This is a genomic window from Micromonospora sp. NPDC048868, assembly GCF_043198195.1.
GTDB classification, from domain to species: Bacteria; Actinomycetota; Actinomycetes; order Mycobacteriales; family Micromonosporaceae; genus Micromonospora; species Micromonospora reichwaldensis.
In genome coordinates, this window is record NZ_JBICUN010000026.1 from 71,193 (window position 1) to 85,302 (window position 14,110).

General features: G+C 71.9%; 17 protein-coding genes. 15 read left to right on the forward strand and 2 right to left on the reverse strand.

What is annotated here, in order from left to right; all coding sequences use genetic code 11:
- Positions 1-219 precede the first annotated feature (219 nt).
- From ACGFNF_RS28370 to ACGFNF_RS28380, 3 genes are all read left to right on the forward strand, one after another.
- Positions 220-1,179: a heme o synthase gene (locus tag ACGFNF_RS28370; protein ID WP_151453353.1), complete on the forward strand. Its 960-nt coding sequence runs from the start codon at positions 220-222 to the stop codon at positions 1,177-1,179.
- Positions 1,180-1,567: 388 nt separating this feature from the next.
- Entirely contained in the window at positions 1,568-1,900 is a 333-nt protein-coding gene (locus ACGFNF_RS28375; protein WP_366642184.1) for a hypothetical protein, read from the forward strand.
- Positions 1,901-1,906: 6 nt separating this feature from the next.
- Positions 1,907-2,830, forward strand: coding sequence for a RimK family alpha-L-glutamate ligase (locus tag ACGFNF_RS28380; protein WP_393171859.1), 924 nt, complete (start codon positions 1,907-1,909; stop codon positions 2,828-2,830).
- Between the two features lie 56 nt (positions 2,831-2,886).
- On the opposite strand, the gene ACGFNF_RS28385 is transcribed toward ACGFNF_RS28380, so the two are convergent.
- Positions 2,887-3,849 (reverse strand): heme A synthase, encoded by a 963-nt coding sequence (locus tag ACGFNF_RS28385; RefSeq protein WP_393171861.1) that lies wholly within the window; start codon positions 3,847-3,849, stop codon positions 2,887-2,889.
- A gap of 98 nt (positions 3,850-3,947) precedes the next feature.
- Between ACGFNF_RS28385 and ACGFNF_RS28390 the strand changes: the two genes are divergently transcribed.
- The 9 genes from ACGFNF_RS28390 to ACGFNF_RS28430 all read left to right on the forward strand — a co-directional run bounded on the left by ACGFNF_RS28390 (position 3,948) and on the right by ACGFNF_RS28430 (position 11,075).
- A complete protein-coding gene (locus tag ACGFNF_RS28390; protein WP_327029051.1) occupies positions 3,948-4,706 on the forward strand; it encodes a transcriptional regulator in 759 nt (252 codons plus the stop codon).
- A complete protein-coding gene (gene sufB / locus ACGFNF_RS28395; RefSeq protein ID WP_151453357.1) occupies positions 4,703-6,133 on the forward strand; it encodes a Fe-S cluster assembly protein SufB in 1,431 nt (476 codons plus the stop codon). Before ACGFNF_RS28390 ends, sufB begins: the two co-directional genes overlap by 4 nt.
- 144 nt (positions 6,134-6,277) lie before the next feature.
- Entirely contained in the window at positions 6,278-7,420 is a 1,143-nt protein-coding gene (sufD, locus tag ACGFNF_RS28400) for a Fe-S cluster assembly protein SufD (RefSeq protein ID WP_393171864.1), read from the forward strand.
- On the forward strand, positions 7,420-7,746 hold the full coding sequence (locus tag ACGFNF_RS28405; protein ID WP_151453359.1) for a non-heme iron oxygenase ferredoxin subunit: 327 nt from the start codon (positions 7,420-7,422) through the stop codon (positions 7,744-7,746). Before sufD ends, ACGFNF_RS28405 begins: the two co-directional genes overlap by 1 nt.
- Entirely contained in the window at positions 7,746-8,519 is a 774-nt protein-coding gene (gene sufC, locus ACGFNF_RS28410; RefSeq protein ID WP_393002497.1) for a Fe-S cluster assembly ATPase SufC, read from the forward strand. The genes ACGFNF_RS28405 and sufC overlap by 1 nt, the downstream gene beginning before the upstream one ends.
- A 32-nt stretch (positions 8,520-8,551) precedes the next feature.
- On the forward strand, positions 8,552-9,856 hold the full coding sequence (locus ACGFNF_RS28415; RefSeq protein WP_393171866.1) for a cysteine desulfurase: 1,305 nt from the start codon (positions 8,552-8,554) through the stop codon (positions 9,854-9,856).
- A gap of 42 nt (positions 9,857-9,898) precedes the next feature.
- Positions 9,899-10,375, forward strand: coding sequence for a Fe-S cluster assembly sulfur transfer protein SufU (gene sufU / locus ACGFNF_RS28420; RefSeq protein ID WP_151453362.1), 477 nt, complete (start codon positions 9,899-9,901; stop codon positions 10,373-10,375).
- Positions 10,372-10,827, forward strand: coding sequence for a metal-sulfur cluster assembly factor (locus tag ACGFNF_RS28425; RefSeq protein ID WP_393171868.1), 456 nt, complete (start codon positions 10,372-10,374; stop codon positions 10,825-10,827). Before sufU ends, ACGFNF_RS28425 begins: the two co-directional genes overlap by 4 nt.
- A gap of 95 nt (positions 10,828-10,922) precedes the next feature.
- Positions 10,923-11,075: a hypothetical protein gene (locus ACGFNF_RS28430; protein ID WP_357580995.1), complete on the forward strand. Its 153-nt coding sequence runs from the start codon at positions 10,923-10,925 to the stop codon at positions 11,073-11,075.
- Positions 11,076-11,228: 153 nt separating this feature from the next.
- Here the strand turns inward: ACGFNF_RS28430 and ACGFNF_RS28435 are convergent, their stop codons facing one another.
- Positions 11,229-11,783 carry a nucleotidyltransferase family protein gene (locus tag ACGFNF_RS28435; RefSeq protein WP_393171870.1) on the reverse strand — a complete coding sequence of 185 codons (555 nt, stop codon included), beginning with the start codon at positions 11,781-11,783 and terminating at the stop codon, positions 11,229-11,231.
- Between the two features lie 187 nt (positions 11,784-11,970).
- On the opposite strand from ACGFNF_RS28435, the gene ACGFNF_RS28440 reads away from it, so the two are divergent.
- The 3 genes from ACGFNF_RS28440 to ACGFNF_RS28450 all read left to right on the forward strand — a co-directional run bounded on the left by ACGFNF_RS28440 (position 11,971) and on the right by ACGFNF_RS28450 (position 13,899).
- Positions 11,971-12,342, forward strand: a complete 372-nt coding sequence (locus ACGFNF_RS28440) for a VOC family protein (protein WP_393171872.1) — start codon at positions 11,971-11,973, stop codon at positions 12,340-12,342.
- Positions 12,343-12,562: 220 nt separating this feature from the next.
- Positions 12,563-13,189, forward strand: a complete 627-nt coding sequence (locus ACGFNF_RS28445; RefSeq protein ID WP_357580991.1) for a LysE family transporter — start codon at positions 12,563-12,565, stop codon at positions 13,187-13,189.
- Positions 13,190-13,245: 56 nt separating this feature from the next.
- Complete coding sequence (locus ACGFNF_RS28450) at positions 13,246-13,899, forward strand: acVLRF1 family peptidyl-tRNA hydrolase (protein ID WP_393171874.1); 654 nt, start codon at positions 13,246-13,248, stop codon at positions 13,897-13,899.
- Positions 13,900-14,110: the final 211 nt, after the last annotated feature.

Genomic DNA, 14,110 nt, shown 5'->3' on the forward strand with positions numbered 1-14,110 from the left:
CTATCGAGCGGTCCTAAACGTCCGCCCAGGGATCTCTGCATGCCGGTCTGTACTGGTCCGCGCCGGTGCGCGGTGCTGCCCCGACGGTGTGACGGCCCGCACCGTTGTCGGGTCGCCCGGGCAGCCAAAACGACGACGCGTAGTCTGTGGTCCGGCGTGTGGCCCCAGTCGGGTCCGGCCGATCCGACCTCCCCTGCCGACGCCGGAAGGTGGCAATCCGTGAGCATGATCACCGAGCGCCCCGTCAGCAACTCTGCCGGGCAGCCGCCGGTGCGGACTGCGGCGGAGGCGTCGGCGGTGGCCCGCCGGGACGTCCGTGCGGTGGTCGCGGCCTACGTGACGCTGACCAAGCCGCGGATCGTGGAGCTGCTCCTCGTCACCACGGTGCCGGCGATGATGCTCGCGGACGGCGGGATGCCGTCGCTCTGGCTGGTGGCCGTGGTGCTGGTCGGCGGCTCGCTCGCCGCGGGCGCGGCCAGCGTCATCAACTGCTACATCGACCGGGACATCGACCAGCTGATGCGGCGCACCAAGCGCCGCCCGCTGCCAACGCACACCGTGACACCGCGCAACGCGTTGATCTTCGGGCTGGTGCTGGCGGCGGTGTCGGTCGCGATGATGGCGGCGTTCACCAACCTGCTGGCCGCCGGGCTCACGCTGGCCGCGATCGTCTACTACGACGTCGTCTACACCCTCTGGCTCAAGCGCACCACGACGGCGAACACGTTCTGGGGCGGGGCCTGCGGGGCGGCGCCGGTGCTGATCGGCTGGGCGGCGGTCACCGGGACGCTCTCCCCGGCCGCGTGGGCGCTCTTCGCGGTGGTCTTCTTCTGGCAGATGCCGCACTTCTACCCGCTGGCGATGAAGTACAAGGACGACTACGCCCGGGCCGGCATCCCGATGCTGCCGGTGGTGGCCTCCACGCGGCGGGTCAACGCCGAGATCATCGGCTTCGCCTGGCTGACCGTGGCGTCCTCGCTGGCCGTGTGGCCGCTGGGGATGAGCCTCATCTACGGCGTGCCCGCCGTGGTGGTCGGCGCCATCTTCGTGGTGGAGGCGCACAAGCTCGCCCGCCGGGTGGCGCGGGGGCAGGCCGTCAAGCCGATGCGGCTGTTCCACTGGTCGACGACCTACCTGACCATCCTCTTCGCCGCCGTCGCGCTCGACGCGCTGATCTGACACCGGGCCGCGCCCGCCGCTCCGGCGGACCGCCGCGCCGGGCCGGGTCCTGGGCCTGGTCCGTCCCGCCGGATCCCGGCCTTGTCTGTCCTGCCTCGTCCCGGCCTGGTCCGTCCCGCCGGGTCCCGGCGGCCGGAGGCCGTACCGGCAAATCATCATCGTGCATGGCTTGTCCGGGTTTCTTGTCACATCGGTGACGCCGTCGGTATGGTTCCAGAACCGCTCGGATGGCCCGGGCCGCCCGGTTCGGGCCGCCGTTTTGGCGGGATAAGTCCGGACAAGACCGGGCATTTCGCCTGTGGTTCTCCTTAAACCTGCGGGTAATTGGCATCACAAAAGGTTCATGGTTCTCGCCCGCCCGGGTGCAAGTCTGCTTACGCTTCCCGACATGGCAGAAGGTTCCGATACGACGCTGACGGCCGAGCAGACCCCCGGGCAGGCCCCGCAGGGCCTGGTCGCGGGCATCAAGTCGTTCGCCGCCGGTCACGGCGGGGCGAAGGCGGTCATCGAGTACGTCGGCAAGCGTGGCGCGCGCATCGTCCTCGTGGGCGAGGACGGGGTGTGGGGCGACCAGTTCGCCGACGACACCGTCGTGGCGCGGCAGGCCTGCGCGAAGGCGGGAGTCACCGTCGAGAACGCCTGGGAGCGTGAACTGATGGACCAGATGCGTCCGAGCAACGACCTCTGGCGGTCGATGGCCCGGCGCACGATGGCCCGTTGACATAACTTGACCGATCAACACCAGCCGACCCGGGGGAAACCCCGGGTCGCTCTCGTCACCTGTGCCGACCTGCCCGACCTCGACCCCGACGACCGGCTGCTGCTCGACCCGCTGGCGCGCCGCGGCGTGACCGCCGAGGCGGTGGACTGGGCCGACCCGGCCGCCGACTGGGCCGCGTACGACCTGGCGGTGCTCCGCTCGCCGTGGGACTACGCGCTGCGCCGCGACGAGTTCGTCGCCTGGGCGTCGCGGGTCTCCGCCCTGGCCAACCCGGCGGACGTGGTGCGCTGGAACACCGACAAGCGGTACCTGGCCGAGCTGTCGGCGGCCGGGGTGCGCACCGTGCCGACGTCCTGGGTCGCGCCGGGGGAGGACTGGCGACCGCCCGCCGCCCGCGGCGAGTACGTCGTCAAGCCGGCCGTCAGCGCGGGCAGCCAGGACACCGGCCGCTACGACCTGGCCGATCCGCACCACCGGGAACTGGCCGTGGCGCACGTGCGGCGGCTGTCGGACGCCGGGCGGTTGACCATGGTGCAGCCGTACCTCGACGCGGTCGACACGGCCGGCGAGACGGCGCTGCTCTTCCTGGCCGGGCCGGACGGCCCGACGTTCAGCCACGCCATCCGCAAGGGCCCGATGCTGACCGGCCCGGACCTCGGCGCCGACGCGCTGTACCGGCCCGAGGAGATCACCGCCCGCACCGCCACCCCGGAGCAGTTGGCGGTGGCGGGGCGGGCCCTCGCGGCGGTGCCCGGCGGGCCGGGACGGCTGCTCTACGCCCGGGTGGACCTCATCCCGGGCCCGGACGGCACGCCGGTCCTGGTGGAGCTGGAACTCACCGAGCCGTCGCTGTTCCTCGGGCACGCCGACGGCGCCGCCGACCGCCTGGCCGACGCGATCCTGACCTACCTGGCCCGCGCCGCCGGCTGACCGTCGGGGCGGGCGGGGGAGCGCTCAGGTGCGGCAGCCGGCTTGGCCGGGCGCGGTCAGGCGGCGACGGGGACGGCCCAGTCGGCGTCGTCCGGGGCCGGCGACGGCGCGACCGGGCGGCGCTCGCGGGTGGACCACTGCACCGACAGGGTGGCCAGCAGCACCAGGCAGGAGCCCAGCATGTGCGCGCCCACCAGTAGCGCCGGCAGGTTGGTGAAGTACTGCACGAACCCGATGAGGCCCTGGCCCAGCTCGACGGCGACGAGCACCAGCGCGGCCCGCGCGGCCCGTTGCGCGCCGACCGCGCGGAAGGCGAAGACCAGCGCCACGGACAGGCCGATCAGCAGGAAGACGCTGTCGGCGTGCACCTGGGAGATGGTTTCGGGGTCGAGGCCGTTGCGGGCAGCGCCGTGGTCGCCCGCGTGCGGGCCGCTGCCGGTCACCCAGGTGCCGATCACCAGCACCGCCGCGCTGACCACGGTGGTGATCGCGGCGAGGGTCCGCAGCGGGGCGGGCACGACGGCCTCCGCCGGGCCCACCGGGTCCTTGATCCGCCGCCACAGCGCGTACGCGGCCGCGATCACCAGCATCGAGGCGAGGAAGTGCAGGCCGACCACCCACGGGTTGAGGTCGGTGAGCACGGTGATCCCGCCGATGATCGCCTGTGCTGGGATGCCGAAGAGCACGGCGACCGCGAGCGGGACCAGGTCCCGGCGCCGGGGGAGGTGCAGCAGCACGGCCAGCAGCACCGCCAGCGCGATGAAGCCGACGGCGAAGGTGAGCAGGCGGTTGCCGAACTCGATCACTCCGTAGATGCCCATCTCCGGTGTCGTGACGTACGACTCCTCGGTGCACCGGGGCCAGGTGGGGCAGCCAAGGCCGGAGCCGGTGAGCCGGACGGCCCCGCCGGTGACGACGATGCCCACGTTCGCGATGATCGAGGCGAGCGCGAGACGGCGCAGCAGGGTGGTGGAGACCGGGAACCGGGCGGGTCGCTTCACGGCGCAAATCCTACGCACCGTAGTGGAGCACGATCGGGTGACTCCGTCCGTGCGGTGGTTCGGATCACCGGGACCCGGGTTTGCAGGCCCCGGACGAATTACGTAACGTTGGCGTTGTGAAAAACGCGGCGGCGCTCTCCGGGCACCAGCCGGCGGCCGCCCCGGCCGCCGGTCAGTCCGCGTCCGTCGCGGATCTCTCCACCCGTGACCGGGTCACCCAGCTGCTGCTGGAGCGGGGCGCGACGACCGCCGCGCAGCTCGGCTCGGCGCTCGGGCTCAGCCCGGCCGCGATCCGCCGGCACCTCGACGCGATGCTCGCCGACGGCGACGTGCTCGCCCGCGAGCAGACCGTCCGGGGCCACCGCGGCCGGGGCCGGCCGGCGAAGGTGTTCGTGCTGACCGACGCGGCCCGGGTCCGCTGCGGCACCCACCACTACGACAACATGGCCACCGCCGCGCTGCGCTGGATCGCCCGCAACGGCGGCGCCGCGGCGGTCGAGGCGTTCGCCACCGACCAGGTCGCCGCGCTGGAGACCCGCTGCCGGGCCGCCATGGAGGACGCCGGCGACGACCCGCTCGCGCGGGCCGAGGCACTCGCCGGAGCGCTGACCGCCGAGGGTTACGCTGCGAACGCGTCCACGATCGCCACCGGCGGCCAGCTCTGTCAGCACCACTGCCCGGTGGCGCACGTGGCCGCCGAGTTCCCCCAGCTGTGCGAGGCCGAGACCGCGGTGATCTCCCGCCTGGTCGGCACCCACGTGCAGCGCCTGGCCACCATCGCGCACGGCGACGGAGTGTGCACCACGCACATTCCCGCCCAGCCGGGGCGTGCCCGTTCCGGTAAGACCGTCACCACTGTGAGGACAGATAGATGACCGAGCAGATCGTCCAGCCCCTGACGCAGGAAGAGCAGCTCGCCGCCCTGGGTCGCTACGAATACGGCTGGGCCGACCCCGACGTCGCCGGGGCGGTCGCCCAGCGCGGCCTCAACGAGGCGGTGGTGCGGGACATCTCGGCCAAGAAGAACGAGCCGGCCTGGATGCTCGACCTGCGGCTCAAGGGCCTGCGGCTGTTCGGCCGCAAGCCGATGCCGGCCTGGGGCGCCGACCTCACCGGGATCGACTTCGACAACATCAAGTACTTCGTGCGGTCCACGGAGAAGCAGGCCACCAGCTGGGAGGACCTGCCCGAGGACATCAAGAACACCTACGACCGGCTGGGCATCCCCGAGGCGGAGAAGCAGCGGCTGGTCGCCGGTGTCGCGGCGCAGTACGAGTCCGAGGTCGTCTACCACAAGATCCGTGAGGACCTCGAGGAGCAGGGTGTCGTCTTCCTGGACACCGACACCGCCCTGCGCGAGCACGAGGACGTCTTCAAGGAGTACTTCGGCACGGTGATCCCGGTCGGCGACAACAAGTTCGCCGCACTGAACACCTCCGTGTGGTCCGGCGGCTCGTTCATCTACGTGCCGAAGGGCGTGCACGTGGAGATCCCGCTGCAGGCCTACTTCCGGATCAACACGGAGAACATGGGCCAGTTCGAGCGGACGCTGATCATCGTCGACGAGGGCGCGTACGTGCACTACGTCGAGGGCTGCACCGCGCCGCTCTACTCCTCCGACTCGCTGCACAGCGCGGTCGTCGAGATCATCGTCAAGAAGAACGCCCGGTGCCGCTACACGACCATCCAGAACTGGTCGAACAACGTCTACAACCTGGTCACCAAGCGCGCCGTCTGCCACGAGGGCGCGACCATGGAGTGGGTCGACGGCAACATCGGCTCCAAGGTCACCATGAAGTACCCGGCGGTCTACATGACCGGCGAGCACGCCAAGGGCGAGGTGCTCTCGGTGGCCATGGCCGGCGAGGGGCAGCACCAGGACGCGGGCGCCAAGATGGTGCACGCCGCGCCGCACACCTCCTCCACGATCGTCTCCAAGTCGATCGCCCGGGGTGGCGGCCGGACGTCGTACCGGGGCCTGGTCCAGGTGCTGGAGGGCTCGCACAGCAGCCGGAGCACGGTCAAGTGCGACGCCCTGCTGGTCGACACGATCTCCCGCTCGGACACCTACCCGTACGTCGACATCCGCGAGGACGACGTGTCGATGGGGCACGAGGCGACCGTCTCCAAGATCAGTGACGACCAGCTCTTCTACCTGATGAGCCGGGGCCTGAGCGAGGACGAGGCGATGGCGATGATCGTTCGCGGCTTCATCGAGCCGATCGCCAAGGAGCTCCCGATGGAGTACGCCCTGGAACTCAACCGCCTGATCGAGCTGCAGATGGAGGGCGCGGTCGGCTGACGCCGCCCCGACCCGCTGCGGGCCGCGCCGAAAGCCGGCCCGCTGCGGGCGGCGGTGGGCGCCGACCCGTCTGACCGGGCCGCGCGAACACCGACCGACCCTCCGACCAATGACACCGTCGTCGTAGAACAGACCAAGGAAGAGATGACTACCCAGGCTTCCGCGCCGCCCAGCACCAAGTCGCAGGCGCTCCGCTCGTACGACGTCGCCGACTTCCCGGCCCTGACCGGTCTTGAGGAGGAGTGGCGCTTCACCCCGCTCAAGCGGCTGCGCGGGCTGGTCGGCGCGTCGCCGGCCGCCACCGGCGCGGTCCGCCACGAGCACGGCGACCTGCCCGAGGGTGTCACCGTCGGGCGGATCGGCTCCGACGACCCGCGGGTGGGCAGCGTGCTCACCCCGGTCGACCGGGTCAGCGCGCTGGCCTACGGCGGAGCCGACCAGGCGCTGCTGGTCCAGGTCGCCCGCGACGCCGTGGTGGCCGAGCCGGTGAGCCTGCGGGTGGTCGGCGAGGGCGTCGAGGGCCTGGCCTTCGGGCACACCTTCGTCGAGGTGGGCCGGTTCGCCGAGGTGACCCTGGTGGTGGAGCACGTCGGCTCGGCCACGCTGGCCGACAACGTCGAGGTGTCCGTGGCCGACGGGGCGAAGTTGACCCTGGTCACCGTCGCGGACTGGGCCGACGACGCCGTCCAGGCCCAGCACCTGAAGGTCAAGCTGGGCCGCGACGCGAAGGTGGTGCACGTCCAGGTCTCCCTCGGCGGCGACCTGGTCCGGCAGTACACCTCGGTGGAGTACACCGACCGGGGCGGCGAGGCCGAGCTGTACGGCCTCTACTTCGCCGACTCGGGTCAGCACCTGGAGCACCGCCAGCTGGTCGACCACACCGTGCCGGACTGCCGCAGCTACGTCGGCTACCGGGGCGCCCTGCAGGGCGAGAGCGCGCGCACCGTCTGGGTGGGCGACGTGCTGATCCGCGCCGAGGCGACCGGCACCGACACGTACGAGATCAACCGGAACCTGCTGCTGACCGACGGCGCGCGGGCGGACTCCGTACCCAATCTGGAGATCGAGACCGGCGAGATCGCCGGCGCCGGGCACGCGAGCGCGACCGGCCGCTTCGACGACGAGCAGCTGTTCTACCTGATGGCCCGGGGCATCCCGGAGGCCGAGGCGCGGCGCCTGGTGGTCCGTGGCTTCTTCGCCGAGCTGATCAACAAGATCCCGGTCGAGGAGCTGCGCGAGCGGCTGGGCGACGCCATCGAGGCCCGGCTCGCGAAGGCCGGCGCCTGATGATCCGCCTCTGCGCCACCGAGGACGTGCCGAAGGGCACCGTGGTCAGCGCGGACGTCGACGGCACCCCGATCGCGCTGGTGCACGGCGAGGACGGCGTCTTCTACGCCGCCTACGACGAGTGCTCGCACGCCGCGGTCGCCCTCTCCGAGGGGGAGGTCGAGGGCTGCACGCTGGAATGCTGGCTGCACGGATCCCGTTTCGACCTGAGGACCGGCGAGCCGACCGGGCTGCCCGCCACCGAACCCGTTCCCGTCTATCCCGTCGAAGTCCGAGACGGCGACATCTACGTCAGTCTCACGCCGAGCAATGGAGTGACCCGATAATGAGCACCCTGGAGATCCGCGACCTGAAGGTGTCGGTCAAGCTGCCCGAGGGTGAGCTCAAGCCGATCCTGGCCGGTGTCGACCTGACCGTCCGCTCGGGTGAGACCCACGCGATCATGGGCCCGAACGGCTCCGGCAAGTCCACCCTGGCCTACTCGATCGCCGGCCACCCCAAGTACGAGATCACCGGCGGCTCGGTGACCCTCGACGGCGAGGACGTGCTGGCCCTGTCCGTGGACGAGCGCGCCCGCGCCGGCCTGTTCCTGGCCATGCAGTACCCGGTCGAGGTCCCCGGCGTCTCGGTGGCGAACTTCCTGCGTACCGCCAAGACCGCCATCGACGGCCAGGCGCCCAAGCTGCGCACCTGGGGTGGCGAGCTGCGCGGGGCCATGGAGCGCCTCCAGATGGACCCGGCGTTCGCCCAGCGCAACGTCAACGAGGGCTTCTCCGGCGGTGAGAAGAAGCGGCACGAGATCGTGCAGCTGGAGCTGCTCAAGCCGAAGATCGCGATCCTCGACGAGACCGACTCCGGCCTCGACGTGGACGCGCTGCGCGTGGTCAGCGAGGGCGTCAACCGGGTCCGCGACACCGGCGACACCGGGATGCTGCTGATCACCCACTACACCCGGATCCTGCGCTACATCAAGCCGGACTTCGTGCACGTCTTCGTCGCCGGCCGGATCGTCGAGCAGGGCGGCCCGGAGCTGGCCGACAAGCTCGAGGAAGAGGGCTACGAGCGCTACGTCGCCGGGGCCGGCGCGGCGCGGGCCTGAGTCCTCTCGGAAGAATGGGTGGGCCGGTCGACATGACTTCCATCGCGATCCCGTCGGGGATGCCGCAGTACGACGACGTGCCGCGTTACGACGTGGCGAAGGTGCGCGCCGACTTCCCGATCCTCGACCGGGAGGTCAACGGGCACCGGCTGGTCTACCTCGACAGCGCCAACACCTCGCACAAGCCGCGGCAGGTGCTCGACGTGCTCGGCGAGCACTACGCGATGCACAACGCCAACGTGTCCCGCTCGGTGCACACCCTGGGCACCGAGGCCACCGAGGCGTACGAGGGCGCGCGGGCGAAGATCGCCGCGTTCATCAACGCGCCGAGCGTGGACGAGGTGGTGTTCACCAAGAACTCCACCGAGGCGATCAACATCGTGGCGTACGCGTTCTCCAACGCGTCGCTGCGGCCCGACGCCGACCCCCGCTTCCGGCTCGGCCCCGGCGACGAGGTGGTGATCTCCGAGATGGAGCACCACTCGAACATCGTGCCGTGGCAGCTGCTCTGCGAGCGCACCGGCGCGACCCTGCGCTGGTTCCCGGTCACCGACCAGGGGCGGCTGGACGAGTCGGGGCTGGAGGACCTGGTCACCGAGCGGACGAAGATCGTCTCGCTGGTGCACACGTCCAACATCCTCGGCACGGTCAACGCCACCGCGCGGATCACCGCGCGGGTCCGCGAGGTGGGCGCGCTGCTGCTGCTCGACTGCTCCCAGTCGGTGCCGCACATGCCGATGGACGTGGTCGACTACGACGCCGACTTCATCGTCTTCACCGGGCACAAGATGTGCGGGCCGACCGGCATCGGCGTGCTCTGGGGCCGGACCGAGCTGCTGGCGGCGATGCCGCCGGTGCTGGGCGGCGGGTCGATGATCGAGACGGTCACCATGGCCCGCTCGACCTTCGCCGCGCCGCCGGCCCGGTTCGAGGCGGGCACCCCGCCGATCGCCGAGGCGGTCGCGCTCGGTGCGGCCGTCGACTACCTCGCCGGCATCGGGATGCGGGCCATCCAGTGGCACGAGAAGGAGCTGACGGCGTACGCGCTGGACGCCCTCGCCACGGTGCCCGGCCTGCGGATCTTCGGGCCGGCCGTGCCGGTGGGCCGGGGCGGCACCATCTCGTTCGCCCTCGGCGACATCCACCCGCACGACGTCGGGCAGGTGCTCGACTCGCTCGGGGTGCAGGTGCGCGTCGGCCACCACTGCGCCAAGCCGGTGTGCACCCGCTTCGGCGTGCCGGCCATGACGCGGGCCTCGTTCTACCTCTACACCACCACCGAGGAGATCGACGCCATGGTGGCGGGCCTGGAGCAGGTGCGGAAGGTGTTCGAGTGAGCGGCGACGCAGGAGCCCGCGGATCGACGGGAGTGCAGCCCGATGCAGCTTGAATCTCTTTACCAGGAGATCATCCTGGACCACTACAAGCACCCGCACGGTCGCGGCCTGCGCGACCCGGACGCCACGGGCGCCCGGGTCGCCGAGGCGCACCACGTCAACCCGACCTGCGGTGACGAGGTCACCGTGCGGGTGGCCACCGACGGCGACGTGCTGCACGACGTCTCGTACGACGGCATGGGCTGCTCCATCAGCCAGGCGTCGGCGAGCGTGCTGCACGAGCTGCTGGTGGGCCGGGACGCGGGCGACGCGTTCCGGGTGCACGAGGCGTTCGTCGAGTTGATGTCCGGCCGTGGCCAGGTCACGCCGGACGAGGACGTGCTCGGTGACGGGGTAGCGTTCGCGGGCGTCGCCCGCTACCCCGCCCGGGTCAAGTGCGCGCTGTTGCCGTGGATGGCGTTCAAGGACGCCGCGGCACGCGCCGGTGTGGGCGTGAGCCCGACGGAGGTTGAGGCATGAGCAGCGAGGACACCGCCACCGCGGCGACCCCGGAGACCGAGGGCGCGGCCGTGCCGGCGGCTCCGGCCGCGGAGGCCGCCGCACCGGCCACGGACGGGGCGCCGGCCGCCGCGTCGGCGGCCAAGGGCAAGGCCGCCGTCGCCGACGTCGAGGAGGCGATGAAGGACGTCGTCGACCCCGAGCTGGGCATCAACGTGGTCGACCTCGGCCTGGTGTACGGCGTGCACGTCGGCGACGACAACGTCGCCACCCTGGACATGACGCTGACCTCGGCGGCGTGCCCGCTGACCGACGTCATCGAGGACCAGGCCCGGCAGGCGCTGACCACCGGACCGGGCGGCGGCCTGGTCGACGACATCCGGATCAACTGGGTGTGGCTCCCGCCGTGGGGGCCGGACAAGATCACCGACGAGGGGCGCGACCAGCTCCGCTCCCTCGGCTTCAACGTCTGACCGGCCCAGCGGCGGTATCCGTCGAGCGCACCGCCCCTCCGGGGCGGCGCGCTCGACGCTTTCTCGGCGCGATCACCCTGAATCGCCTGGGTCTCGTGACGTCCGGCTCCGGCTGGGCCCTCGCCGACACCGGCGGCGCGATCGACTTCAGCGACCCTGTCGTACGCGCCCAGTACCGCTATGCCGCAAGCGTCCGTCTCGACAGCGGCACCGTCACCCTCGACGGCCTGACCGCCCGCCGCGCCTGACCCAACGGCCGATCCGCAGAGCAGTGGATCTGCGGATCGACGTCCTCTTCTGCCGCGAAGCGCCCGTCACGCAAGGCGGGGTGCGAGCATCCCGGACGTGCCGAGAGGAGGACGTCCTGTCGAGGCTGCCCTTCCCTTCGCCCGGCGTGAGCGCTAGATCTCCAGCCGCAGTCCGGCCCATCGGTCGAGCCATCCCTTGACCTGCACGCGGCGCTGCACCTTCGCGCGGCCCGCCGCATTGTTGAAGGCTGGAGAGGGGCGGACAACCATTCCTACAAGGTCAGCCAACCCATGGCAGGACACCAGGTGAACAGAGTCACCCCGCAGGGTAACCGCGACGCACGTTGCCGTTTCGGGCCAGCGCGATATCGCGTCCAGGGCGGACGTGTAGGGCTCATCGCCATTGCGCAGATGCATCCGTGCTTGATTACGAATTTCCCACGGCACCCCAGGCAGGGCCACCATTGCTTGGGCTTCGGCGCGTGCTTCCTCGCGTAGGTCCAGCTTTTCCGGGTCGAAGTAGGCGACATCCACGTCGCGCTCCGGCGAGGCCGCGATGTTGCTGATCGCGTCCCAGACGCGGTTGCGTACGAAGCCGGCACCGATCCACCAGTCCGATAATCCAAGGTCGGCCGTAACTCGAAGGACTTTCATTGCTCCCGGGTCTGACTCGATTACGCCCACAACGTCCTGCGCGCTCCTGACCACCTCAGGGACCCTGGACCAGCGGACGTACGCGGAATGCCCTCCACGCCGCCTCGACGTTGTGCACCCGGTCCGGAGCCGGGCCCCGTCGGCGTAGCAGTCCGGCCAGTTCTTCCGGCGAGTCACGCCACGCGATACCCACGCTTCAGCCTCCCCCCTCGGAACCGTAACCATGTCCTACGGTGGGTCCATGGACTGGAAGATCGAACTCATCCCCGTTCCGGTGACCGATGTCGACCGGGCCAAGGAGTTCTACCAGAAGGTGGGCTTCAACGCCGACCACGATCACAGGGTGCACGAGGGCCTGCGGTTCGTCCAGCTCACACCACCCGGCTCGGCCTGCTCCATCGTGATCGGCGAGGGCATCACCGACAGGACTCCCGGCACCCAGGAAATCCAGGTTGTGGTCGCCGACGCCGAGGCGGCGCGCCGGCAACTGCTCGACGCCGGCGTCGATGCCAGCGAGGTCGAGGTGCAGCCATGGGGCAGCTTCGTCTACTTCGGCGATCCTGACGGCAACAGGTGGTCGCTGCAGGCGATCGAATCACGCCCCAACGGCTGATCGATGGCCCACGACAGCCCTGGCAATGCCTGAGGTACTGCGCTCAGCGTGCGGATGAACGGCGTCGGTGGGGAATTCGGTGGCAGGGTCGCGGTGGCGGGGCCGAGGATGAGCGGGTGATCGAGACGTACCCGACGAAGACCGTCCCCGTCGCCGCGGCCGCCGCCGCACGGCGACAGCGGACCGCGTCCGGTCGCGTCCCGACCCGCCGCCGACCGTCGTGACCGGCGCGTTCCTGGCCGGTCTGCTCGCCGGCTACGGCGTTGCCATCCCGGTCGGTGCGATCGCGGTCCTCATCCTCGGGCTCAGCGCCCGCACGTCGTTCCGGGTCGGCGCCGCCGCCGCGTTCGGGGTGGCCACCGCCGACGGGCTCTACGCCGCCGTGGCGGCCCTCGGCGGGGCCGCCGTCGCCGGGCTGATCGCCCCGGTCGCCGGGCCGCTGCGGCTGGCCGCCGCACTGGTGCTGCTCGTCCTCGCCGGCCACGGCGCCTGGCGCGCGCTGCGTCCACAAGCCGCGACCGGGACCGCCGGCGTCCGCCGGGGCCTGGAGACCCCGGTCCGCGCCTTCACCGGCGTGCTCGCGCTGACCCTGCTGAACCCCGCGACCGTGGTCTACTTCGCCGCGCTCGTGCTGGGCCGTACGGACCACGCCGAGCCGGATCCGCTCGCCGCCGGCCTCTTCGTGTTCGGCGCGTTCGTCGCCTCGGCGAGCTGGCAGCTGTTGATCGCCGGCGGAGGCACCCTGGTCGGCCGGGTGCTCACCGGCCCGCGCGGTCGACTCGTGACCGCGCTGCTCTCCAGTGCCATCATCGCCGCCCTGGCCCTGGCGATGCTGCTGTCCGGCTAGCCGGGCCACCCACCCACGGCGGTCAGCCGGCGTCGCCGTGCCGTAGGTTCGGGCGTATGAGCAGCCGACCGGCCGCCGGAGGCGGCCGCTGGGTCGAGGTGGATCCCGCCCGGGTCGCCCGGTGGGTCGAGGGCTTCGCCGACCGGCACGGCCCGCCCACCACCACCGTCGAGGCGTACGGGCTGCTGCTCGCCGCCCCGGACGGCGCGACCGCCGAGCTGCACGCCCCGCCCGGCGCGCCCGCCGCCCCCGACGTGCCCGGCTTCGTGGCCGCCGCGACCGCGCCGCGCCGGATCGGCCTGCTGCTCGCCCGCAAGGGCGCGGTGGCCCTCGGCGTCGCGGCGGGGGAGAAGCTGGTGGTCTCCAAGGTGGACACCCGCTACGTGCAGGGGCGCACCGCCGCCGGGGGCTGGTCGCAGCAGCGCTTCGCCCGACGGCGCGACAACCAGGCGAAGGCGGCGCTGGGCGACGCGGCCGACCTGGCCGTACGGCTGCTGCTGCCGGAGGCGGCGTCGTTGCGCGCGGTGGTCTGCGGCGGCGACCGGCGGGCGGTGGACACCGTGCTCGCCGACCGGCGACTCGCCCCGCTGGCGGCGCTGCGCGCCGACCGGCTGCTGGACGTGCCCGAGCCCCGGCACGCGGTGCTCGTCGGCGCGATCGCGGCGGCCCGGGCGGTCCGCATCCTGGTGCGGGAGCCCGCGCCGTCCTGAGCGAGCCCGCCCCGTCCTGAGCGGCGACCGCGTCGGGAGCGACGCCGACGGCCCTCGCGGACCCCTGGTCGACCCCACACACCACGGCGGCCGGCGGGGGGGGGCCCCCCGCCCCCCCGCGGGGGGGGGGGCGGCGGCCCGCACGGCAGCGGCGCGCGGCGTCTGCGGGGGCATCTGGACGCGGAGGCGGTGGACCCGGGCTCACCACACA

What these genes read in the sequence shown, in the direction of transcription:
- sufC (WP_393002497.1), top strand. Translation starts at nt 7,746, where the DNA reads ATGAGCACCCTGGAGATCCGCGACCTGAAGGTGTCGGTCAAGCTGCCC.
- ACGFNF_RS28405 (WP_151453359.1), top strand. Translation starts at nt 7,420, where the DNA reads ATGATCCGCCTCTGCGCCACCGAGGACGTGCCGAAGGGCACCGTGGTC.
- ACGFNF_RS28425 (WP_393171868.1), top strand. Translation starts at nt 10,372, where the DNA reads ATGAGCAGCGAGGACACCGCCACCGCGGCGACCCCGGAGACCGAGGGC.
- sufB (WP_151453357.1), top strand. Translation starts at nt 4,703, where the DNA reads ATGACCGAGCAGATCGTCCAGCCCCTGACGCAGGAAGAGCAGCTCGCC.
- sufD (WP_393171864.1), top strand. Translation starts at nt 6,278, where the DNA reads ATGACTACCCAGGCTTCCGCGCCGCCCAGCACCAAGTCGCAGGCGCTC.
- sufU (WP_151453362.1), top strand. Translation starts at nt 9,899, where the DNA reads ATGCAGCTTGAATCTCTTTACCAGGAGATCATCCTGGACCACTACAAG.
- ACGFNF_RS28375 (WP_366642184.1), top strand. Translation starts at nt 1,568, where the DNA reads ATGGCAGAAGGTTCCGATACGACGCTGACGGCCGAGCAGACCCCCGGG.
- ACGFNF_RS28415 (WP_393171866.1), top strand. Translation starts at nt 8,552, where the DNA reads ATGACTTCCATCGCGATCCCGTCGGGGATGCCGCAGTACGACGACGTG.
- ACGFNF_RS28440 (WP_393171872.1), top strand. Translation starts at nt 11,971, where the DNA reads ATGGACTGGAAGATCGAACTCATCCCCGTTCCGGTGACCGATGTCGAC.
- ACGFNF_RS28450 (WP_393171874.1), top strand. Translation starts at nt 13,246, where the DNA reads ATGAGCAGCCGACCGGCCGCCGGAGGCGGCCGCTGGGTCGAGGTGGAT.